The sequence below is a fragment of the Marinococcus sp. LNHM4E3-1 genome, assembly GCF_056034405.1.
Genome location: NZ_JBQLID010000004.1, coordinates 232,111 through 255,923, shown reverse-complemented (window position 1 = coordinate 255,923; position 23,813 = coordinate 232,111). Strand labels below are relative to the sequence as shown.

The following is a 23,813-nucleotide window of genomic DNA, read 5'->3' as shown; positions in this document are numbered from 1 at the left end:
TAAGTTTGTATTAATGTTAAGTATAGTTTGGGTTTTAAAATATGCCTTTGAATTACATAATGAAAGAATTAATGTATAATACTCAATTGTATTAATCCAATAAGATCGAGTCTGTAAATTCATTCAATACATAATAACTCGTATTGTTATTCTAAAGAAGAAATAAGTAGATGTTCGGATTTAATTATTACTTATACGAAGGAGTAGAGAAAACCATGGGATTGAAGCAGAGATTATTGGCTTTAATTTTTTTAGACTCAGCTATAGTTATTTTTTCCATATTTATTTGTAATTTTATACTGGCAGCAGATATACGCCCGGTTGATAACGTTTTGGTTACTAGTTCAGCAGTACTGTTGGCTGTGCATCACGTCTGTGCTTATTATTTTAAGCTATATAAAAAAGCATGGGAATACGCGAGCGCAAAGGAAATTAAATCGATTGTGTATGCAGTAACTATATCAATAGCTATTACAGCTTTGATGCAAATGGTGGTCTTTCAGGAATTTTACGCACGTACTTTAATTATGACCTGGATGGCGCATGTGATTCTTATCGGTGGTTCGAGAATGACTTGGCGTCTATATAGAGATGCTTACGTTTCGAACAATAAAGATGGAAAGAAGACACTGATCGTGGGAGCGGGTTCAGCAGGGACAATGGTGGCGAGGCAGTTAACACAGGAAACAAGTTCAGGGCTTCTGCCTGTCGCTTTCCTGGACGACAATCCTTCCAAACAGGGTCTTGAAATTATGGACCTCCCTGTTTATGGATCAATAAGAGATGTAAAAAAAGCAGTAGAAAAATTTTCGATTGAGCATATTATTATTGCGGTGCCTTCACTTGAAAGTGAGGAGTTAAATCAGATTGTCAATGTATGTTCAGAGACAAGGGTAAGAACTCAAACACTGCCACGCATGGAAGATATTATGCTTGGAAAAGTTGAGGTCACCCATTTCAAAGACGTGGATGTAGAAGATTTACTCGGACGTGAGCCGGTAAAGCTGGACGTAGAAGGTATTGCTGATTCTATTACTAACAAACGAGTGCTGGTCACAGGAGCCGGAGGGTCCATCGGCTCGGAGATCTGCCGGCAGATCTCCCGTTTTTCTCCAGAAGAAATTGTGCTCCTTGGGCACGGGGAGAACAGTATTTATTCTATTGAAATGGAGCTTAGAAACAGTCTCCCTGAATTAAATATCTCTACAGAGATAGCTGATATTCAGGACAAAAGCAAGCTGATGCAAATCTTTAAAAACAGAAAACCGCACGTCGTATTCCATGCTGCAGCACATAAGCATGTACCGCTGATGGAACGTAACCCTGAAGAAGCGGTAAAAAACAACGCTTTGGGAACAAAGAATACGGCTGAAGCTTCTGATCATGCCGGAGTAAACACGTTTGTAATGGTTTCCTCTGATAAAGCAGTCAACCCAACAAGTGTGATGGGTGCGACCAAACGATTGGCCGAAATGATTGTGCAGCATATGGACACGGTCAGCAAAACCAAATTTGTAGCAGTACGCTTCGGCAATGTGCTCGGTAGCCGGGGGAGCGTTATTCCTCTATTTAAGAAGCAAATTCAAAACGGAGGCCCTGTCACCGTTACAGATCCTGAAATGGTTCGCTATTTCATGACCATTCCGGAAGCTTCAAGACTGGTTATTCAAGCCGGGGCTCTTGCGAAAGGTGGAGAAATTTTCGTACTTGATATGGGCGAGCCGGTAAGGATCGTAGATCTTGCGAAAAACTTGATTAAGCTTTCTGGTTATACGGTGGATGAGATTGGCATTAAATTTAGCGGTATCCGTCCAGGTGAAAAAATGTATGAAGAACTTCTCAGTAAAGAAGAAGTGCAAGAACAAATTTATCCAAAAATATATGTTGGAAAAGCAAATGAATTGAATATTAATGAAGTATTTAGATTTACACAGAAATGCGATAGATTAGAGAAAAAAGAAATCATTCGTTTAGCATTAGAGATTGCCAATAATAGAGTTAAAGACAAACAAAACATTGCGACTTTAAAATAAATATAATTATTAAGGACGGTTTCAGACTATGAGTGAAAAAATATATCTATCCTCTCCTCACATGAGTGATGAAGGTTATGAAATGGAGTATGTACAGGAAGCGTTTGATACTAATTGGATTGCGCCGTTAGGTAACAACGTAAATGAGTTTGAAAATGAACTGGCAGCTAAAGTTGGTAGTAGACATGCTGCAGCTTTGACGACGGGAACAGCAGCTATACATCTGGCTTTAAAAGCTGCGGACGTTAGTGATGGAGATATAGTGTTTTGTCCAACCTTAACGTTTTCTGCTACAGCAAATCCTATCATTTATCAAAATGCGGTTCCAGTATTCATAGATAGTGATTACAAAACGTGGAACATGGATCCGGAAGCTCTAGAAGAAGCTTTTAAAAAGCATCCAGAAGTAAAAGCTGTTATTATTGTGCATCTTTATGGACTGTCGGCAGACATGGATAGAATTACTGAAATATGTAATAAAAACAACGTCGTCCTAATAGAAGATGCAGCTGAGTCCTTAGGAACGCATTATAAAGGAAAGCATACGGGTACGTTTGGAGACTACGGAATATTTTCGTTTAACGGAAATAAAATTATCACTACTTCAGGCGGAGGGATACTGGTTTCCAATGATGAAGAAAAAATTGATAAAGCAAGATTTTGGGCCACGCAATCAAGAGATCAGGCTAGGCATTATGAACACAGTGAACTAGGCTACAATTATCGTCTTAGTAATGTAGCGGCAGGAATTGGAAGAGGCCAGCTAAAGGTTTTAGATCAACGAGTTGAAAAAAAGAAATATATATTCAATTTTTATAAAAGTGAGTTAGGTCATTTGGAAGGGGTTGAATTTATGCCTGTTAATGAATGGGATTCCCCTAACTATTGGTTAAGTAGCTTAACTTTAAATGGAAAGATAAGGACAATAGAAGTGATTGAAGCTTTAGAGAAAGAGAATATCGAAGCTAGACCTATTTGGAAGCCAATGCACATGCAACCCTTTTTTGAAAAATACGACGTTGTGGGAGGAGAGGTAGCAGAGGATTTATTTAAGAAAGGACTTTGTTTGCCTTCAGACACGAAAATGACTGATGAAGAACTATACAAAATAGTAAATAATATAAAAAGATTGTGGTGATTGATAATGAGAAATACAAATTTATTTTTAAAAAGAATAATAGATTTTTTTGGTAGCTTAATAAGTGTTATCACCATCTCGCCTTTGTTGGTTGTAATTGCCTTTACAATTAAAACCACTTCAAAAGGGCCTGTTTTTTTCAAACAAAAAAGGATTGGAAAGAATGGAAAAGTTTTTCGTATCTTAAAGTTCCGCACAATGGTAGAAAATGCTGAAAATACTGGAGACGGCTTAACTGTTAAAAACATTAACGATGCTCGGATTACAAAAGTGGGGAAAACTCTACGCTCAACTAGTTTGGATGAACTCCCACAGTTATTTAATGTTATCATTGGACAAATGAGTCTCGTAGGGCCTAGACCACCGGTGCCTTATTTTCCCTATGATGGTTATGAGAATTATTCAGAGGAAGCTAAAAAGCGTTTCGCAATGCTCCCAGGCGTGACTGGTTTAACTCAAGTCACTGTCCGAAACTCAGTAAGCTGGGACGAAAGAATAAAAGTAGATAACAAATATGTAGAATCTTTTAATTTATGGCTCGATATTAAAATACTTATGAAAACAATTAGCAAATTATTCAAACCTGAAAATGTCTATATGCACTCTACTGAAGAGAAGACAAAAAAAAATTAAATGAGGTGGAAATTTGATTAAAGGAAAAAATTTATATCTTCGTCCACTTTTAAAAGAGGATCTTGGCAATTTAAATAAGTGGAAAAACGATGAAGAAACATTTAAATATCTCGGTGGCGGTTTTATGCCAGTTTCTATAGATCAACAAGAAAACTGGATGGATTCTATGATTGATACTTCAGGAAGTTCAAAAAGATTTATTATTTGTGAAAATAATAACACGCCTTTAGGTATGATAGGTTTATATAATATTAATTGGATTCATCGTACTTGTGAATTAGGTGTTTACATTGGTAATAAAGAATCGAAAGGTAAAGGGTATGGAAAAGAATCGTGTGAGTTAGTAGAAAATTTCGCTAAAGAATATCTTAATATTAGAAAAGTAAAATTAAATGTGGTTTTAGACAACAATGCAGCTATATTGTTTTGGGAACGACTAGGTTACAAAAAAGTAGGAGAACTTGAAGAAGAAAGGTTTATTAAAGGCGAGTATAAAAACTTAATTATAATGGAAAAATTCTTATTTTAAAGTAGAAAATTAGAAAGTATAATCTTATAAAAATTTTTGGAGGAAAGAGTAAATGGAGGAAGACTTAAACATATTAATACTCAGTTGTGGATCACGTAATAAAATAGTGCAATACTTTAAGGAAGAATTAAAAGGAAGAGGAAAAGTTATAGCTACTGATTGTAGTCCTCTTGCTCCAGCTTTGTACGATGCCGATAAATATTTTATTGTTCCAAAAATCCATGAAAATTCATATTTAGATACTATATTTTCTATTTGTGAAGAAAATAATGTAAAAGCCGTATTGTCTTTGATAGATCCCGAGATTAGCATATTAGCACAATACGAAAATGAATTCCTAAAAATAAATACAATACCCATCAACCCAAGTTACGAAGTTGTGGAAACTTGTTTTGACAAATACAAAATGTTTAAATTCTTAATCAATAATAATTATAATACTTTAAAAAGCTACATAAATAAAAATGAATTTTTAAAAGCAATTGATGAGGAAAAAATTTCCTATCCGGTTTTTGTAAAACCTGTCAAAGGTAGCGCTAGTATCAATATAAACAAAGTTAGTTCAACAGAAGAAATTGAGCTTTTGTTTAATCGCTTTAATAATTTAATGATTCAAGAATTTATGGAAGGTCAGGAATACGGAATTGACGTATACATCGATCTAATAAGTGGAGAACCAATTGAAATATTTATTAAAGAGAAAATCAAAATGAGGGCAGGAGAAACAGATAAATCTATATCTATAAAAGATGAGAAATTAACTAAATTAGTAAGGGAATTTGTGAAATCCGCGGGCTATAGAGGGATAATTGATTTAGATGTTTTTAAAATGAATGGTGAATATTATATATCTGAAGTTAATCCTCGCTTTGGGGGGGGCTTCCCTCATGCTTACGAGAATGGAATGAATGTTCCACAAATGATTCTAAATAATATAAATGGAAAAATAAATGAAGAGTCAATTGGTCGATATAATGAAGGTAATTATATGATGAAATTCAATGAGGTGAAATTTTTTAGAGGGTAGTGACTTATATTTAGAAATATAACTCCCCCATTATCATAACCCTTAACTAGGAATTGGAGAGATTTAAATTGATTTTACTAGAAATCCTATTTTGGATTTTTCTATTTTTAATATTTCATGCTGTGATAGGCTACCCAGTTTCTTTATATATTATCAATAAATTTGTAAAGAAAAAAAATAATTACACTGATCTTTCTTTAAGGCCTGCTGTTACAATAATAATCCCAGTTCATAATGAAGAAACTGTTATTGAAAATAAATTAAAAAATTTAACGAGCCTTAATTACCCCAAAGAGCATCTGGAAATTATAATCTCTTCAGATAATAGTGACGATAGAACAAATCAAATAGTACAGGATTTTCAAGAGAACTTCCCTGAGTATAATATAAAATTATACATTGTAGAAAAAAGAATGGGAAAAACTAACGCTCAAAATGAAGCGGCGGAAATTGCTAGTGGAAAAATATTAGTTTTTAGCGATGCCAATGCCATATTAGACAAAGATGCAATAATCCATTTGGTTTCATCTTTTACAGATAATGAAGTAATTTATGTTACTGGAAAACTGGCTTATGTTAATAGTTTAGACTCAAGTACTAGTGAAGCTGAAAACAGATATTGGAATTATGACTTATTTATGAGGAAAGTGGAATCAAATACTAAAACAATTACAGCAGGTAATGGGGCCGTTTATGCTATAAAAAAATCAGAATACATTAATTTTGAACCAATAAAAAGTCACGATTCTGCTATGCCAACGTATGCAGCGCTCAATCATAAAAAAGCCTTATTTAACGAAAAGGCTATTGCTTATGAAAAAGCTGGCGAAACTTCTGAAGATGAATTTAAAAGAAAAGTTCGTATGTTTAGAGGCGGAATAGAATCTGTTTATAGAGACTTTAAAAAATATAATTTATTTGAATACGGTTGGTTTAGTTATTTTTATTTTAGCCATCGGGCTTTACGTCGCTTACTATTTATCCTCCATATAATAATATTTCTTTCAAATTCAATTATCCTTGGAGAGCATTTAATTTACATTTGCACATTTATATTACAAATTCTATTCTATCTATTAGCTTTAATGAAAAAGCTATTTAACTTCGAGAATAAGATTTTTCATTTTCCATATTATTACACACTCACTCTTATTGCTCAACTGGTAGGAACATATAACAAAGTTACTGGAAAATCCAAACCTTTTTGGGAAAAAGCAGAGAGTACCAGGTAATGTATTTAATGATTTGTATATTTGAATATGATAATTTAGCAAAAAAAGCTATAAATACTTTTCACACTGATAGAAGTTTTATTATCCGTTTTATAAATGTTTTTTATTTAATAACTAGTTTAATACGTTAAAAAAGTTTTAAAATAAGCTACAAAAATTAAGGTAGAGGATTTAATTTCCTAAAAAAATAAATAAGTTGAAGTAATATAGAATAGGTGGAAAGATGAATTTTTTAAAAAACTCTTTATGGAGTATCTTCGGTAATATCGGAGTACAGTTGATAGGATTATTAACTATGGTAGTATTAGCGAGGCTTCTCAATCCAGAAATCATTGGCGGAGCAAACGCAGCTATAATATTTATTGTATTAATAATAACTATTCAAGAAGCTGGATTTAGTTCTTTTATTATTTATAAAGATGAAGTTACTTCTTCTATAAAAAACACCGTATTTTTTGCTAATATCTTTATCTCTATATTTTTTTGTGTTTTGATAGCCATTTTTGCTGAAAACATTGCTAATATCTTTGGTAATAGTAATATAGAGTATATACTATATTTTTCAACTGCAGGTCTGATACTAGGTTCCTTAGGAATATCGAGTCGCGCGAATCTAATGAAAAAAAATAAATTTAATACTTTAGCTAAAATTAATATTATGTCGGAGCTGATAGGCGTAATCATAACATTCTTTCTATTTTTTTTGAATGCTTATTATTTTGCGGTAGCTTCTAGAATAATATTTAGACCGGCTATACAAAGCCTCTTTTTATTATATGTTGAAAGGGTAAGAATCACCGGTTTTTTCAATTGGTCTTCTTTTCAAGAAATAGTAAGGTATAGCGTAAATGTACTAGGAGCTAAATTTGCAAATTTTAGCAGGAATAATGTTGATTATTTTTTAATTGGGTCTATACTTGGGGATAGAAACTTAGGGATTTATTCAATAGCTTTCCAATGGAGTACCGTAGCTAGATTTTATTTATCAGGATCTATTGGAAAAGTTTTATTGCCGCGAGTTAGTAAACAAAAACAAGATAATTCAAAAAATAGTAAAGAATTATTCAATATTATTGTTACGCTAATGTATTTTATCATTCCTTTCTGTTTAAGCTTAGTATTTTTCGCCGAGGAATTTATTCTAATAGTATATGGAGAGCAATGGAAAGAAGCTATACCTGTTCTTCAAATATTGATGCTAGTAGGCATAACATCATCTTTATCAACATTAATAGGTTTTGTATTTCAGGGCATGGGCTTTCCGGAAAAAGATTTTAAATTTAATTTATGGTCTTTAATTTTTTTAATATTTGTATTGGTCATTGGAACTCAATACAGCCTTTTAACTACAGCGATATTTATATTAGTCCATTCTTTAATATTAGATAACTTTTTTTTGTACAGTATAGCGAAAACTTTAAGAATGAAATTATTTAGTCTATATTTATCATTGTTAAAACCTCTAATAATGTTTTTGATTTCCTACATAACAATGAAGTTCGCTATCTCGAGCTTTATTAATACTGAATCGGAAGTTTTAAGTTTTATTATACAATGCTTAGTAGGATTAATAATTTATATATTAATAGTTTTTAGTTTTGAGATGAAAACGATTTTACACATTATTAAAAGATTTAAGGTGGGAGAATGAGTATAAATTTTGATCTAAGAAAACTATTATTTATATCATGTTTTTTAACTTTATTTGCAGGAGACTTTTCATTAGATAGAATTAGCGATAATCTCCCAAATATTAAATTATTATATGTATTTTCAGTAATAAATGTAATCATATTCTTGTTGACAATCGTTACTTACAAGAAGATTTATTATAAAGGTAGTTTATATAATTTATTTTATTTTATCTTTTATATATTTATCGTAATAACTTTATTTTCGTTTTTCCAAAGTGAAGAAAAGATGGTTTCAATATTAAAATTCATCGATATTTTAGTTATGTTTATTTTAATATCAATTATTTTTGTGACTTTTAAATTAGTTGAGAATTCCCAACTATTAATAAATCCACTTGCTAAGCTACTCTCAGGGATAGGAATGCTTTACTTTTCAATCCTTGTAGTCTCTTTTTTTACTGGAAATGAGGGCGGGGGAGTTGGAATAAGCGGCCCAAATGTAGCTACTAGAATTGCTTTTTTCTCCTTGGTAGCTAATTTATATATATTTTTTCAATCTAAAAAAAATATGTATTTAATATTCGCTTTTCTACAATTACTAAGCATTATAATGTTAGGCTCCCGAGGCGGAATGTTAGGAGCTTTTATTACTTTAGCATTTTTATTTATGATGATACTAAGAGAAAAAGAATACTTACGTTCATTTTCGATAAAACATTTGATAATTATAATAGTAACTATACCTTTTCTTTTCCCTGTATTTAATTTGGCATTTGAAGTCTTTAACGAGCGTTTTATAAAATTATTTGTAGAAAATATATATTATTCGGGAAGGGACACCATATACTTACATTCCTTTGATCTAATTAAACAAAATTTTATTTTAGGTAGCGGGTTGGATAGTTATGCTATTAACTTTGATGGTGCTTATGCCCATAACATTGTAGTAGAAGTTCTTTTAGAAGCCGGAATTGTAGCTTTAATATTATTAATAGCCCTCCTTTTATTTGCCTTACTGCCAATTACTTTTCAGAAACATAAGTATAATTCCGTGTTCAGCGTTCTCCCCCTATATATGATAATTGTTTCAATGTTTTCAGGGAGTCTCTTTGACTTTAGATATTTTTTCTTTTTCGTAATAATAGTCATAAGTGTTAATTATGAGAATCGTAAAAACCAACAAAATCGATCGCTTATCTTTTCAAAGCTTATTGCAAATCAAGAACTCAAATAAATTAACTTAAATAATTAGTTTACAATGTTTTGAAATAAATGGGAAAAACTGTAATTGCTCATTTCTGAAATATATTATCGGATTTGAAACTAGACTATGATAAACTAAATTTATTGATAGAAAAAGTAATATTTTGGAGGAAATTATGGAAGAGACAATTAATATTAAAGAGGTACTTCAAATCCTAAAAAAACGAATGAATTTTATTATTACCGTAATACTTGGGGCCCTGCTAATAAGTGCGTTTATTACTTTTTTTGTAATGACCCCGCAATATCAAGCATCGACGCAGATTCTAGTGAATCAATCTCAAAATGAAAGTAATACTGTTTCTTCTTCTGAACTTCAGTCTAGCAGAGATTTAATTAGTACATACAATGTAATTATTACTAGTCCTACTATACTAGAACCTGTGATTGAAAATACGGAATTTGAGGGCTCAGTAGAAGATTTGCGTTCTAAAATTGAAGTATCCTCAGAAGAAGAATCTCAAGTAGCCACAGTCAGTATTGAAGACTCTAATCCTCAATTGGCTTCAACTTTAACTAATAATTTAGCTCAAACTTTTGAAAATGAAATCCCCAATATTATGGATGTAGATAATGTCAGTGTCTTGTCTGAAGCACAATTAGCAAACGACGGTAATCCAATTTCCCCACAGCCGATTTTGATTTTAACGGTAGCTTCAGTGATTGGTTTAGTAATAGGGGCAGGCATTGCTTTTCTACTTGAATTCTTAGATAAATCTATAAAAAACGAACAAGACATAGAAAAAGAATTGGGCTTACCTATATTAGGTGTAGTTCCTATTATGAGAGAAAATGAGCTAGATAATTCTTCAAATTTAACAAGTTCGAATAAAAATACGCGTTCGAAAAATAGGGAAGAAAGAAAAACTTCATAATATATTTCTTAAGAAAAACCTAAAGTAAAGGTTTTCTCAGATTGTAGACAAAGGCCTCCGGAAATGAATTTCGGAGGCCTTTGTTATGTGTCGAGAGAAAAAAGTTTTAGTATTTGTTGAGATGGAAAAAATGTCAAGGCCGGGCGATCTTTGGTTCTCCCGATCTTTTGGTGAAGATGTTTTCGGGGAATAGCAATAGTATCACGAAGAAGAGGGGGCGGTTTGATGAACGTGTCCTGCTTGTATCCCGGTTGGGAGTGTTTACATGTTGTCCTGTCGTCGAGCCAGATGAATGTCTACCTCAAAAACCCGATTCTTCACGGTGTTTGTCCGTCCTGTGGCCATGCATCCGGACGCATGCACAGCCATTATCGGCGAAAGTTAACCGATACCCTCATGGCCGAGCGTGCGGTAACCCTTCACCTTCGGTGCCAGAAATTTTTTTGTAATCGGCAGGCCTGCAGCCAGTGTATTTTACCGAACGGCATCCGTCCTGGTGCCACCCGTACGCCCGAAAAACCGACCGGCTTCGATCCTTTCTCACCAAACTGGCTTTTTCGCTGGCTGCGGAAGCAGCCAGCCGGCTGGTCCCTTTTTATGGCGTTCGGGTCAGCGCGGATACGTTTTTGGCTTTGGTGCGAAGCGAGCCCCTTCGTCCCTTCCAAGACCCTGCGGTGATCGACCTCGACGACTGGGCGATGAAGAAAGGGCATCAGTATGGCACCCTGGTTTGTGATCTGGAAACGAAAAGATCGATCGGTCTTTTTCCCGGGCGAACGACGGAAGCCGTGAAAGCATGGCTAGCTCCTTATCCTTCGATTCGCATCGTTACCAGGGACGGCTCCCGGGAATACGTCAAAGCCATATTCCCGAAATGCAAAACGTCAGCACCTACTTGTATTCGGACTGGCACGCCGTGGCCAATGCCTATCGTTTCCCTTGGAGTAACGGGCTAGTGGAAGGCCACGTGACCCGTATTAAGGTAATGAAACGTCAAATGTATGGCCGGGCCAACGTCGATCTGTTGCGTTAAAAAGTTCTTTATACCTGGCCGAAGGTATAGCGAAAAAATAATCTTTTCTCTTACATCCACTCACGTTTTCCTTCACCAAAAGATTGGGAAAACCAAAGATTGACCGACCTTGACATAATTGAGTTGGTAAAAATTAAGCAGAATAAGATTTGCGTGCGCACGTATAATAATATAACGCTCCTAAGCTTCCAAGAGATGCTGGTACTTCATGCCAATGACCAGGAAGGCATGATGCGCCTCAGAGGGGGCAGTGCCCGACTAGGGAGCTGGTGTCCGGCCTGGGGCAAGCTGGCCAGGGGGCTCACGATTACTAGGGACAGCTGGTGCACAGCGCAAATTGTTGTCTTACAGTAGCAAGTGGTTGAAGCACGTGTTTAGCAAAAAAAGCCGGAGACTTGACCACGCTGGCCGACATTGACAGGCCAAAATTTTGGATAGCTTTATGTTCGATTATCATAATGATACTAGGGAAAGATTAAGCAACCAGACCAAGGTGATCAGACGGAACGCTTTTGGGTTCCAGCGGTAAGTTCGTCTGCGAACTAAAATGTTATTGCCTCATCAATACCAAATGTCGCTCGCTGGATAATGCCTAGGCGCTCCAACATTAGATATAAGATTTTTTCTAGTCTGCATAAAAAATTGTGCCTATTTATTTTAATAAAAGCAAGGGCTAAATAATCTTATTGACACCGTTCACAAAATACTGTTTAATAAATACTAAGTTAATTAATTTATTTTACTAACTTTTGAAAACGCTTTAATATGCTTCTATATACACGACTTTCAAAAGTTGGTATCACACCTAAGGGGGATGGGTTCATGAAAACATCATATTGGAAATTGGCAGTAGCGGGGGCAGCGTCGGTAGGACTGTTAACGGCTTGCAGCGGCAACAGCGGGGGCGGAAGCGGTGCCAGCGGAGGCGACGGCGGCGGAAGTGATAACGGCGAGCTGAGCGGCGAAGTGGAGGTATGGTCGTGGAACGTGGCGGCAGCATCACTGGAGCAAGCGGCCGAGCAGTTTATGGAAGAGCACCCGGACGTGGAAATCACCGTTCAGGACAGCTCGACCGATGACGTGTACGAGCGGCTGACGGTTGGCCTTGGCTCCGGCGGTTCCGGCCTACCGGACGTTGTGTCCCTGGAGTCCTCCCAGCTTGAAAACTACAAATCCCAGTTTCCGGATGGCTTCATGAACCTGTCGGAAAACGGCTTTGATGAGCATGCGGACAAATTCACCGAATTTAAGGTGGATGCCGCCCAGGATGAAAACGGCGACTTTGTTTCGATGCCGTGGGATATCGGCCCGGCCGGGGTATTTTACCGGGTGGACCTGTTTGAAGAAGCTGGCGTAAATGCGGACGATATTGAAACGTGGGATGATTACGTAGCCGCCGGTGAAAAGGTCGTAGAAGAAACAGATGCGTTCATGCTGCCGGTGCAGGTGACTTCGGATGACTCTCCGTACCGGGTGTTTTTGAACCAGCAGGGCGTCAACTACTTTAACGAGGACGGTGAAATTCAGCTCGATACGGATGAAGCGCAGGCTGCCATGGACCTGATGGCGGAAATGAGCGAGAAGGAATTGATCTATAACGCCAACACCTGGGATGCGATGGTCGGGGCGACCGTTAACGGCGATGTGGCTTCGGTGCCGACAGGCGCCTGGTACAGCGGTACCATCATGGATCAGGCCCCGGACATGAGCGGGCAGTGGGGCGTAATGGAGCTGCCGACATTTGAAGAAGGCACGCCGCAGGCAGCCAACTCGGGAGGCTCGGACCTGGCGGTGCTCGAATCCTCGGAAAACCAGGATGCAGCCTATGCATTCGCAGAATACTTTACGACCAGTGAAGACGTACAAATCCAGTCCTTCGAAGAGTACGGGTTGTTCCCGTCCCTTACGAGCACGTACGAAGATCCAATCTTCGAAGAGCCAGTGGAATACTTTAACGACGAGCCGGCCTACGGTCTGCTTGCCGATACGACTGACAATATTGAATCTCCGATATTTAACAGTGACATCCCGCGGGCGGAAGACGTGATCATGGATGCGCAGTCCTCAGTCATTCTCGAGGGCAACGATCCAAGCAATGTCATGAACAATGCAGTCGAACGGCTGGCCAGTGAGACCGGCCGGGAAACATCACAATAACGAATGAAGGGGAGAGCGCCTGCTCTCCCATTTTTATAAGGAGGTACAACATGTCGAACTTGGATAACGTCAACCAGGACCACGTCGGGGAAAAGACGAAAACGAAAAAGAAATGGATCACGCCGAAAACCTTTCCCTACATTCTCGTTTTTCCGGCCGTGTTTCTGTTTGCCGTCTTTACGGTTTACCCGGTAATTTCGTCCTTTATATTAAGCTTCCAGGCCAGTGAAGGGGGCGAAATGAGCTTTATCGGCTTCCAGAACTACATACGGCTCTTTAATGACGGCCTGTTTTACCAGTCGCTTATTAATACATTCACCCTGCTGATTATTCAGGTGCCGGTTATGATCACGCTTGCGATCCTGCTTGCGGTCACGCTCAATTCTGCGCTTGTCCGCTTTAACGGTTTTTTCCGGATAGCATTTTTTCTCCCATCCGTGACAGCCCTTGTGACGGCCTCCATCATTTTTATCATTCTGTTGGACAGTAACTACGGCATTGTCAACTACGTGCTTTCGAGTATAGGTCTTGAAAAAGTTTCGTGGCTGAACGATCCGTTCTGGGCGAAGGTCTCAATTATGCTTGTGGTCACCTGGCGCTGGACCGGCTACAACATGGTTATTCTGCTTGCCGGTCTGCAGAACGTCGCCCAGGAGCTGTACGAGTCAGCGAGTATCGACGGTGCCGGCAAAGTGCGCCAGTTTTTTCACATTACCCTTCCGCAGCTGAAGCCGGTCATCCTGTTTACGGTCGTGCTTTCCACCATCGGCACGCTCCAGCTGTTTGACGAGCCGTACATTTTAACGAACGGCGGACCGAACAACAGCACCCTGACAGTTATTATGTACCTGTACGACCAGGGCTTCCGCTACTTTGACTTCGGCTACGCCTCGGCGATTGCGTACGTGCTTGTAATTATTATCGCTGTATTGTCCTGGATACAGCTGAGACTTGGGAGTGATCGGGATTGAGTACTTCAACAGCTAATCCGCAGAGAAAACACCTGCCGAAAAAAATTGCGCTGTACAGCCTACTTGCGGTCGGCGTCATTATCTCTATTTTTCCGTTCTACTGGATGATTATAGGAGCTACCAATCCGTCGGGGGAAATCTTCAGCATTCCACCGTCGCTGATTCCCGGCACCTACCTGGTGGAAAACTTTATCAGCTTAAATGAGTCGATCGGCATTCTGCGCGTCGTGTTCAACTCGCTCTTTATTGCCCTGTCGTTTACCGTGCTCAGCCTGCTCATATGCAGCGCGGCCGGCTATGCGTTTGCGAAGTTTACATTTAAGGGCCGTGACGTTATCTTCTTCGTGCTGCTGCTGTCGATGATGATTCCGTATCACGTGACATTAATTCCATTGTTCCGGATCTTTGTAGAGCTCAACTGGCTCAATACGTACCAGGCGGTCATTCTGCCGCAGCTCGCCTATCCGTTTGCGATTTTTCTGATGCGCCAGAACATGCAGGCGATTCCGTCAACGCTGCTCGAAGCCGCGCGGGTGGACGGCGCCGGGGAATTCCGGATCTTTTTCAAAATTGTACTGCCAACGATGCGTCCGGCGCTTGCGGCAGTGGCCATCTTCCTGTTTATGTTCCAGTGGAACAACTTTATCTGGCCGCTCGTCGTGTTAAACTCCGGGGAAATGTACACCCTGCCGGTCGCGCTGTCGAGTCTTATCGGTCTGTCGGATATTGATTACGGACAGATTACGCTCGGGGCTGCCATTTCCGTCGTACCGATCATGGTGTTCTTCCTGATCCTGCAGAAGCAGTTTATTGCCGGGATCCTGGGTGGTTCGGTGAAAGGATAACGATCTGCAACAGAGTACAGAAATGAAAGGATGAGACACCTTGGAACGCGACTATCAATCCATTTTTCCCGTGCCGGGAACGCTTCTGCACGGAGCCGATTACAATCCGGAGCAATGGCTCGATTACCCCGACAAGCTTGAGGACGATATCCGGCTCATGAAGGAGGCCCGTTGCAACGTCATGTCGGTTGGCATCTTTTCCTGGTCCAGCCTGGAGCCGGAGGAAGGGACGTATACGTTCGAGTGGCTGGACCGGATTCTCGAGCAGTTCCAGGCGAACGGCATCTATGCCTTCCTTGCGTCGCCGAGCGGCGCGCGGCCGGCATGGATGTCGGAAAAGTATCCGGAGGTGCTCCGGGTGAACGAGCACCGGCAGCGTAACCTGCACGGGCTGCGTCACAACCACTGCTATACGTCGCCGGTCTACCGGGAGAAGACGGAACAAATGAATACCCGTCTGGCTGAACGCTATGCCCATCACCCCGCGGTGATCGGGCTACATATTTCGAATGAATACGGCGGGGAGTGCCACTGTCCGCTCTGCCAGGCAGCGTTCCGCCAGTGGCTGAAAAACAAATACGGCACGCTCCAGCAGCTGAACCACGACTGGTGGACGACGTTTTGGAGCCATACGTATTCGTCCTGGGAGCAGATTGAATCGCCTGCGCCGCACGGGGAGACGATGGTGCACGGCCTGAACCTGGACTGGAAACGGTTTGTCACCGATCAGACGATCAATTTTTATGAGCATGAGCTGCGTCCGTTCCGCGAAGCGAACCCGCAGCTTCCGGCCACGGCCAACTTCATGGAGGCATTTGACGAGCTGGATTATGCCAAATTCGCCAAAGCCGTCGATTTCATTTCCTGGGACTCGTACCCGACGTGGCACTATAGCGAAGACGACACGGACCTGGCGGCCTGGGTCGGCATGAATCATGACTGGTTCCGCGCCATGAAGGACGGGCAGCCGTTTTTTCTCATGGAAAGCACGCCGAGCACCACCAACTGGCAGCCGCTCAGCAAGCTGAAAAAGCCGGGAGTACATATCTTATCGTCCCTGCAGGCAGTCGCCCACGGCTCCGATTCGGTGCAGTACTTTCAGTGGCGGAAAAGCCGGGGGTCCAGCGAAAAGTTTCACGGGGCCGTTGTGGATCACGCCGGCCACGAGCAGACGAGAGTGTTTCAGGAGGTGGCTCAGCTTGGCGAAGCACTGAAAGCAGCCGGGGAGATTGCCGGTGCCACGGTGCAGCCCGAGGTGGCGGTCATTTTTGATACCGAGAACCGCTGGGCGGTGAAGGATGCCCAGGGGCCGCGAAACAGCGGCATCCATTATGAAGCGACGGCAAAAGACCATTACAAGGCGTTCTGGAAGCAGGGCGTGCCGGTGGATGTGATTGACATGGACAAGGACCTGTCGCCGTACAAGGTGCTTGTCGCGCCGATGCTGTACATGGTGCGCGAGGGAGTTGGTGAAAAAATTGCCGCGTTTGTCCAAAACGGCGGCACGCTTATCACTACGTACTGGTCCGGCATTGTCGATGAGCACGACCTTTGCTTTCTCGGTGGGTTTCCGGGTCCGCTCCGCGAGGTGCTCGGCATCTGGTCGGAAGAAATCGACAGTCTTGGGGACGGGGAAGAAAATACAATGATCAAGCAGGTGAACGTGCCGGAGCTCAGGGGCGAATACACGCTCACCGAGCTGTGCGATCTGATTCATACCGAAGGGGCAGAGGTGCTTGCTTCGTACCGGGACGACTTTTACGCCGGCCGTCCGGCGCTTACCCGCAACCGTTACGGCAGCGGACAGGCCTACTATGTGGCTGCCCGCGCTGAGGAACTATTTTACGATGATTTTTACGCTTACGTTCTGCGCGAAAGCGGAGTGGAGCCTCTTGTGGATGTTCCGCTTCCGCGTGGGGTGACGGTGCAGAAACGCGAAAATAAAACTAATAACTATCTGTTTGTATCCAATTTCAGCGAACGAAAGCAGAGCCTAACGTCGAAGAAACTGAGCGGAACGAACCTGGTGAGCGGGGAAGCGGTTCATGAAACGCTCACGCTCCCGCCACGTGGCATCACCATTATTAAACAGTCCAAGTAGGAGGCATTGCTATGCAAAAAGATTGGGAAGATTTAATCACGCTGCAGCGAAACCGCCGGGCGGCCCGGGCATCGTTCGTATCACGGGAGAGCACGGGGAGCGACAAAGGCGTCACGCTGTTAAACGGCGACTGGAAATTCCATTACGCCCCGTCGCCGGAGGAGGCGCCGGAAGGGTTTTATGAGCCGGCGTTTTCCGACGCGTCCTGGGACACGCTCGCCGTTCCGTCGCATTGGCAGCTGCACGGCTACGGCCGTCCACATTACACGAACGTGATTTACCCGTTTCCAGTGGATCCGCCTAACATACCTTCGGAGAATCCGACCGGAAGCTACCGGCGCACCTTTGAACTGGAGGAGGTACCGGAGGACCACACGGTGCTTTTGGCCTTTGAAGGCGTCGACAGCGCGTTTCACGTCTGGGTCAACGGCCGGGAGGCAGGATACAGTCAGGGCAGCCGGGTGCCAAGTGAATTTGACATCACCAGCTTTGTCACCGCCGGCACCAATCATATTGCGGTACGGGTGTATCAGTGGTCCGACGGCAGCTACATCGAAGACCAGGACATGTGGTGGATGAGCGGTATTTTCCGTGATGTATCCGTGCAGGTAAAACCGCCGGTCTATGTAAACGATCTTTTTGTACAGACGCTCCTTGATGACTACTACCGTGACGCGGTCTGCCGGGTGAACGTCCAGACGAACCGCCGGGACGGAGCGTATACAGTCGAAGCTTTCCTGTATGATGGCGCAGACGAAATCGGCTCCGGGAAGCTGGCGGCGGATAGTGAAAATACAAGCGTTGATATGCACGTCACGAACCCGGAAAAATGGTCCGCGGAATCGCCTTACCTGTACAAGCTCGTGCTGATTGTGCGAAGCGAAAGCGGCGAAGAAGTGGAGCGGATTGTCCACGACGTGGGCTTCCGCTCCGTTGAACTGAAGGGCGGCGTGTTTCTTGTGAACGGCGTGCCGATTACGCTGAAGGGCGTCAACCGCCACGACCATGATCCAGAGACGGGACGGGCAGTCAGCCGGGCCCGCATGGAGGAGGACGTGCGCTTAATGAAGCAGCATAACATCAATGCCGTACGCACGGCGCACTATCCGAATGCCCCGGCCTTTTATGACCTGTGCAACCGCTACGGGCTGTATGTAATCGACGAAGCGGACCTGGAGTGCCACGGCTTTGATGTGATAAACGACTGGAGTCAGCTCAGCCGGATTGAAGACTGGAAAGAGGCGTATTTGGACCGGATGGTGCGCATGGTAGAACGAGATAAAAACCACCCGTCGATCATTATGTGGTCGCTCGGTAACGAGTCCGGATTCGGCTCGAACCACCAGGCGATGGCCGACTGGGCGAAGGAGCGCGATCCGGGACGGCTTGTACACTACGAAGGCGAAACACGTCAGTTGATGAACGAAGCGGCGGTGCGCAACCAGCCGGACCATGATCCAACCGCCTCCGATGTATTTACAACGATGTACACAAGCGTGGAAGTGATGGATCAGCTCGGGTCGAGGACCGAGTACACAAAACCGCATATTCTGTGTGAGTATGCACATGCGATGGGTAACGGCCCGGGCGGCCTGAAGGAATACTGGGAAACCATTCGCCGCCACGACCGCCTGCAGGGCGGGTTCGTATGGGAATGGATCGACCAGGGCATTCTAAGTACGACCGATAACGGCGAGAGATACTTTGCCTACGGCGGCGACTTCGGGGAATATCCGCACGACGGCAACTTCGTCATCGACGGACTGCTGATGCCGGACCGGACGCCGTCCCCGGCGCTGCGGGAATACAAAAAAATCATCCAGCCCGTCTGGGTGGAAGCAGACAGTGACGGTGAGTACCGGATTGTAAACGAATATGATTTTCTCGGCACGGATCACCTGGCGGTTCACTGGCAGGTGAAAGTCGACGGGACGACCGTTCAGGCCGGCGAGCTCCGGGGCATTGAGCTGCCGGCACGTACGTCGCAGCCGCTCAGCATTCCGTATGAAACGGTGGAAGCTGACTCGACCGAAGAGGTGACACTCACAGTGGAATGCTCGCTGAAGGAAGAGACCGAGTGGGCCGCGGCGGGCCATGAGATTGCCTGGAGCGAGCACGTGCTGCAGGAGGCGGTGCTTCCGGGCGAGGCGCCGGACGAAGGCGGCAGCGAATCAACGCTTGCCGTAACGGAAACCGGGGCCGAATGGATTATTTCCGGGGAAATAACGCACCTGGCGTTCTGCAAACAAACCGGAAGAATGAATGCATGGACGCACAACGGAGAGCCGCTGATCGAGCATGGGCCGAAGCTGAATCTGTGGCGGGCGCCGATCGATAATGACCGCTGGGGACAGAAGGAATGGAAGCCGGTACCGTCGGAGGAAACATGGAAATCCTTCGGGCTGCATTACCTGCTTACGCGGACGGCAGCCGTTCATGTGGCCGAACAAGGGGAGGCTGTGCACGTGAGCGTTCAGGAAAGTGTCGCGCCTCCGGGGCTGGCTTGGAATATGGGTGTGGAGTGGACGTATGTAATTGATCCATCGGGAACGGTGGACGTGGATGTTTCTGTTGTTCCGCGCGGTCACTATCCGGACACCCTGCCGCGGGTAGGCATTGAATGGACAGTACCGAAAACGATGCAGCAGGTGGACTGGCTCGGGCTCGGGCCAGGAGAGGCCTACCGCGACAGTCGGCAGTCCGTGCGGCGCGGCCAGTGGTCGTCGCCGGTGCCGGAGCTCATGACGCCGTACATTTTCCCGCAGGAAAACGGCAACCGCCACGACGTACGCGAAGTAACACTGAAAGGCGGAGCTGTAGCGTTAACGGCCGAAGCACGCGGGGAGCGTTTTGACTTTACCATCCAGGAGTACAGCCAGAAAAACATGGAAGAGGCCAGGCACCGTTACGATCTGAAAAAAGAGGAATATGTTACGGTGAAAATCGATCATCAGCAGCACGGCCTCGGTTCGGCCAGCTGCGGGCCGGATGTGCTGGGGCAGTATAGGCTGCACACGAAACCTTTCCATTTTCAGCTTCGTCTGCGCGGGGAATAACAGATAGAAAAGCCGTGCAGGTTTTATTTATAGCATCAGGGCACGTGGAAGAAGAACCAGGGGCCGCGAAACGGGGGATCAGTTATGCAAACCGGCAGTTTTCAATGGATGAAGTCCATTAACAAATCAATTGTCTTAAATAAAATCCGTAGCGAGGGCCCGATATCACGTGCCCAGATTGCGAAAGAAACAAACCTGACCCCGCCGACGGTGAGCGCGAACGTGCGTGAGCTGATCGAGCAGGGGATCGTCAAAGAAAGCCGCCTCGGCGATTCGCAGGGCGGCCGAAAGCCGACGATGCTTGTGATCAACAGCGGGGATTTTTATATTATCGGTCTCGACGCCGGCCCGACCGAGGTGGAGTTTGGCCTTGCGGATCTGTCGGGCACCGTGATTCATCACCTGAGGGAAAGCATTAACCTGACGGAGGAATCAGGATTTCTGGATGTAGTGAAACGGGGTATTCATGATTTATTAAATGAAATTCCTCTCATGCGGGACAAAGTCGTCGGAATCGGGGTGGCCATGCACGGGGTTGTTGATGTGGCGACAGGAACGTCGCTGTTTGCGCCGAATCTGCATCTTCGGGATATTCCGATTAAAGACGAACTGGAAAAGGAATTTGGCTTTCTCGTGAAGGTGGAAAACGATGCCCGTGCCATGGCGCTTGGCGAAGCCTGGTTTGGCAGCGGCGAAAATGTCAAAAGCATGGTCGCGGTCAACGTCGGACGCGGCATCGGATCCGGTATTATCATCAACGGAGAGCTTTATCACGGCGAGTATGACATCGCCGGAGAGCTCGGTCATATGGCGATTGATGTGCACGGTCGCCGGTGTGCGTGCGGAAGCAACGGCTGCCTGCAGACCGTCGCTTCGGGACCGGCCGTTGCCGAACGGACCGTGGAAAGCCTGAAAAATCATCCGGAGAGCCGGATATGGGAGTTGATTGAGGGTGACACGGAGCAGGTGAGCGGAGAAATAGTTTTAAAAGCTGCTGAAGCAGGCGATCCGCTCGCCATCGACATTCTCCGGCAGACCGGGGAATATCTCGGCATCGGGCTCACCAATCTGATCCATATTATCAACCCGACTAAAATTATTCTCGGCGGCGGGGTGTCGGAGTCCGGGAAGTACGTGCTCGATCCGGTCCGGCGCACGATTCAGGAGCGTGGTCTCACCAAACAGGCCAAGCAGACAGAAGTCGTCATTACCGAGTTTGGCAGCAAAGCGACCATGCTCGGCGCAGTGGCACTGCTGCTGGTGGAACTGTTTCAGCCGCAGTGAATGTGTGCGCTTCTTATGAAAACATTCACCATTCATGACTAACTTTCCTTTCTTCTGGGAATAGAGAGGGGAAAGGAGTTGTCACAGATGAGAAACACATTCATTGCTGCCCAGGTCCGCTCGGATCGCTGGGAAGACATCGGCTCTCTTTTTCGTGATAGTGCAATAGTGAACTACGAACAGGCGAAGGAACGGAAAGAAGGACTGCTCATTCCCTTCTTTTATGACGAATATATGATGTGGAAGCCGGAAACGTATGAACTGCTTGAAGAACTGCAGGGACGCCCGGTACACATAGAGGAGCTTGCCTCCTGCCGCCTGACCGGTTTTCGGCACGAATTGGTTCTTTCGATCACCGATTGGGAGATTACCCCGGAAGGCATTATGGCCAAACAGTACCAGAATCACGAAAAACCGACACAAAATGTGCAGCTGATATAAATGAAAGAAGGCAGGGCCCGTTTGGGCGCTGCTTTTTTATGCAGGCAGATGATCGTTTCCGTTGGGAGGTTCGTGTTAGAATGAGATAGAAGATTTTAGGATAGAAAGGAACGAAAGACGTAAGCGTCTTTCGAAGGTCACTGTGCTATGAATTCACGTGTTTACTTACTGGCGGTGTCGGCGTTTATCGTCGGCATGGTTGAGCTGATTATCAGCGGGATTCTTCCGCTCATTTCGGAGGACTTATCGGTGTCGATTGCTATTGCTGGCCAGCTGATTACCATTTTTGCCCTCGTATTTGCGGTGGCGGGTCCGCTACTGCTGTCATTTACGTCCAATGTGGAAAGGAAAACGGTGTACATATGGGCGCTTGCGGTATTTGCGATTGCCAATATAGGCGCAAGCCTGGCACCAACGTTTACCGTCCTCATGGCCGCCCGGTTTGTAACCGCAGCGAGTGCGGCACTCATTATCGTGCTTGCGCTTACGATGGCACCCAAGCTCGTGGAAGCGAAATACCGCTCCCGCAGTATCGGACTCGTGACGATGGGCGTCAGTTCGGCGCTCGTCCTCGGCGTGCCGCTCGGCGTGCTGATCGGGGAGGCGTTCGGCTGGCGGATCATCTTCGTGATGATCGCTATGCTGACGGTACTGATTGGCGCCGTCATGATCCGCTTTCTGCCGCGCATGCAGCCGGAGCAGGTGGTTACTGTCGGCCAGCAGATCCGCTCGCTTAAAGATATGAAAATCGTCGGCATCCACAGCGTGACGCTTCTGGTGCTTGCGGGCCATTATACGCTGTACGGCTACTTTAATCCGTTCATGCAGGAGACGATGGGACTGAATTCATTCTGGATCAGCGCCATGTTCTTTATTTTCGGGGCCGCTGCCGTTTCCGGCGGTGGCGTCGGCGGCTGGCTAACCGACCAGTTCGGCTCCAAAAAAATGTCGCTCACGTTCATTGCTTCGTTTGCGGTCATTCTATTCATTCTGCCGTTTGCGACCAACTCGATGGCGCTCTTTATCATCGCCGTGATTATCTGGGGTATTCTCAGCTGGTCGATTGCTCCGGCGCAGCAGAGCTATCTGATTGCGGTCGCCCCGGAAACCTCGGATATCCAGCAGAGCGTCAACACGTCGGCGCTCCAGGTCGGCATTGCGATCGGCTCAATTCTCGGCGGCATCGTCGTGGAGCAGTCCGTCGTTGCCGCCACCTCCTGGGCCGGAAGCGCGCTCGTCGTTGTGGCGATGGTAATTGCGCTCATGGCGTACCGGGCGCCGCGAGTGCGGGGAAGTGAAGCTAAAACCTGACCTGCTGAAAAAACAATTGAAATTCAGCCCGAAAACAGCTATGATAAAGGTGTTCAGAAAGCTGTAACATTTAAACATCGCGGCAGCGCTCCTGCAGGCGGTTTTAAATGAGTATAATTATGGAAACGATTACATTGGTATTTCGGCAGAGGTCCTGCCTGAAGCTAAGCGTCGTTCTGTTTCTGCTGGGGATTTTTATCCCGGCGGAGCAGGCGGCGCTTTTTTTATTATTACATATTGGGGAGTGAGA

20 protein-coding genes and 1 pseudogene are annotated in these 23,813 nt (G+C 44.4%); all 21 read left to right on the top strand.

Annotation, left to right across the window (positions count from 1 at the left end; all coding sequences use genetic code 11):
• Nucleotides 1-215 precede the first annotated feature (215 nt).
• The 21 genes and pseudogenes from ACTRXI_RS06380 (at nt 216) to ACTRXI_RS06280 (ending at nt 23,811) form a co-directional block, all read left to right on the top strand.
• On the top strand, nt 216-2,033 hold the full coding sequence (locus ACTRXI_RS06380) for a polysaccharide biosynthesis protein (protein WP_474261629.1): 1,818 nt from the start codon (nt 216-218) through the stop codon (nt 2,031-2,033).
• Nucleotides 2,034-2,061: 28 nt separating this feature from the next.
• Nucleotides 2,062-3,171, top strand: coding sequence for a DegT/DnrJ/EryC1/StrS family aminotransferase (locus ACTRXI_RS06375; RefSeq protein WP_474261628.1), 1,110 nt, complete (start codon nt 2,062-2,064; stop codon nt 3,169-3,171).
• 6 nt (nt 3,172-3,177) lie between these two features.
• Nucleotides 3,178-3,804, top strand: coding sequence for a sugar transferase (locus ACTRXI_RS06370; RefSeq protein ID WP_474261626.1), 627 nt, complete (start codon nt 3,178-3,180; stop codon nt 3,802-3,804).
• Between the two features lie 13 nt (nt 3,805-3,817).
• A complete protein-coding gene (locus ACTRXI_RS06365) occupies nt 3,818-4,333 on the top strand; it encodes a GNAT family N-acetyltransferase (RefSeq protein ID WP_474261625.1) in 516 nt (171 codons plus the stop codon).
• A 52-nt stretch (nt 4,334-4,385) separates the two neighbouring features.
• Complete coding sequence (locus ACTRXI_RS06360) at nt 4,386-5,360, top strand: ATP-grasp domain-containing protein (RefSeq protein WP_474261623.1); 975 nt, start codon at nt 4,386-4,388, stop codon at nt 5,358-5,360.
• Nucleotides 5,361-5,428: 68 nt separating this feature from the next.
• Nucleotides 5,429-6,592 carry a glycosyltransferase gene (locus ACTRXI_RS06355; RefSeq protein ID WP_474261622.1) on the top strand — a complete coding sequence of 388 codons (1,164 nt, stop codon included), beginning with the start codon at nt 5,429-5,431 and terminating at the stop codon, nt 6,590-6,592.
• A gap of 223 nt (nt 6,593-6,815) precedes the next feature.
• Nucleotides 6,816-8,243 carry an oligosaccharide flippase family protein gene (locus tag ACTRXI_RS06350; RefSeq protein ID WP_474261620.1) on the top strand — a complete coding sequence of 476 codons (1,428 nt, stop codon included), beginning with the start codon at nt 6,816-6,818 and terminating at the stop codon, nt 8,241-8,243.
• On the top strand, nt 8,240-9,460 hold the full coding sequence (locus ACTRXI_RS06345; protein WP_474261618.1) for an O-antigen ligase family protein: 1,221 nt from the start codon (nt 8,240-8,242) through the stop codon (nt 9,458-9,460). The genes ACTRXI_RS06350 and ACTRXI_RS06345 overlap by 4 nt, the downstream gene beginning before the upstream one ends.
• A gap of 145 nt (nt 9,461-9,605) precedes the next feature.
• Entirely contained in the window at nt 9,606-10,364 is a 759-nt protein-coding gene (locus ACTRXI_RS06340; protein ID WP_474261617.1) for a YveK family protein, read from the top strand.
• A gap of 225 nt (nt 10,365-10,589) precedes the next feature.
• Nucleotides 10,590-10,805 (top strand): annotated as a pseudogene (locus ACTRXI_RS06335) (transposase family protein); the annotation flags it as partial.
• A 26-nt stretch (nt 10,806-10,831) separates the two neighbouring features.
• Complete coding sequence (locus tag ACTRXI_RS06330) at nt 10,832-11,320, top strand: transposase (RefSeq protein WP_474261616.1); 489 nt, start codon at nt 10,832-10,834, stop codon at nt 11,318-11,320.
• Nucleotides 11,281-11,397, top strand: coding sequence for a transposase (locus ACTRXI_RS06325; RefSeq protein WP_474261614.1), 117 nt, complete (start codon nt 11,281-11,283; stop codon nt 11,395-11,397). Before ACTRXI_RS06330 ends, ACTRXI_RS06325 begins: the two co-directional genes overlap by 40 nt.
• An 822-nt stretch (nt 11,398-12,219) precedes the next feature.
• Nucleotides 12,220-13,554 carry an ABC transporter substrate-binding protein gene (locus ACTRXI_RS06320; protein ID WP_474261613.1) on the top strand — a complete coding sequence of 445 codons (1,335 nt, stop codon included), beginning with the start codon at nt 12,220-12,222 and terminating at the stop codon, nt 13,552-13,554.
• Nucleotides 13,555-13,604: 50 nt separating this feature from the next.
• Nucleotides 13,605-14,525, top strand: coding sequence for a carbohydrate ABC transporter permease (locus tag ACTRXI_RS06315; protein ID WP_474261612.1), 921 nt, complete (start codon nt 13,605-13,607; stop codon nt 14,523-14,525).
• A complete protein-coding gene (locus ACTRXI_RS06310; protein ID WP_474261611.1) occupies nt 14,522-15,370 on the top strand; it encodes a carbohydrate ABC transporter permease in 849 nt (282 codons plus the stop codon). The genes ACTRXI_RS06315 and ACTRXI_RS06310 overlap by 4 nt, the downstream gene beginning before the upstream one ends.
• A 40-nt stretch (nt 15,371-15,410) precedes the next feature.
• Nucleotides 15,411-17,471: a beta-galactosidase gene (locus ACTRXI_RS06305; RefSeq protein ID WP_474261610.1), complete on the top strand. Its 2,061-nt coding sequence runs from the start codon at nt 15,411-15,413 to the stop codon at nt 17,469-17,471.
• An 11-nt stretch (nt 17,472-17,482) separates the two neighbouring features.
• Nucleotides 17,483-20,527: a glycoside hydrolase family 2 TIM barrel-domain containing protein gene (locus tag ACTRXI_RS06300; protein WP_474261609.1), complete on the top strand. Its 3,045-nt coding sequence runs from the start codon at nt 17,483-17,485 to the stop codon at nt 20,525-20,527.
• An 84-nt stretch (nt 20,528-20,611) separates the two neighbouring features.
• Nucleotides 20,612-21,811: an ROK family transcriptional regulator gene (locus ACTRXI_RS06295; RefSeq protein WP_474261608.1), complete on the top strand. Its 1,200-nt coding sequence runs from the start codon at nt 20,612-20,614 to the stop codon at nt 21,809-21,811.
• 87 nt (nt 21,812-21,898) lie between these two features.
• Nucleotides 21,899-22,252, top strand: a complete 354-nt coding sequence (locus ACTRXI_RS06290) for a hypothetical protein (RefSeq protein WP_474261607.1) — start codon at nt 21,899-21,901, stop codon at nt 22,250-22,252.
• 147 nt (nt 22,253-22,399) lie between these two features.
• A complete protein-coding gene (locus ACTRXI_RS06285; protein WP_474261606.1) occupies nt 22,400-23,563 on the top strand; it encodes an MFS transporter in 1,164 nt (387 codons plus the stop codon).
• Nucleotides 23,564-23,670: 107 nt separating this feature from the next.
• Entirely contained in the window at nt 23,671-23,811 is a 141-nt protein-coding gene (locus tag ACTRXI_RS06280) for a hypothetical protein (RefSeq protein WP_474261605.1), read from the top strand.
• Nucleotides 23,812-23,813 lie beyond the last annotated feature (2 nt).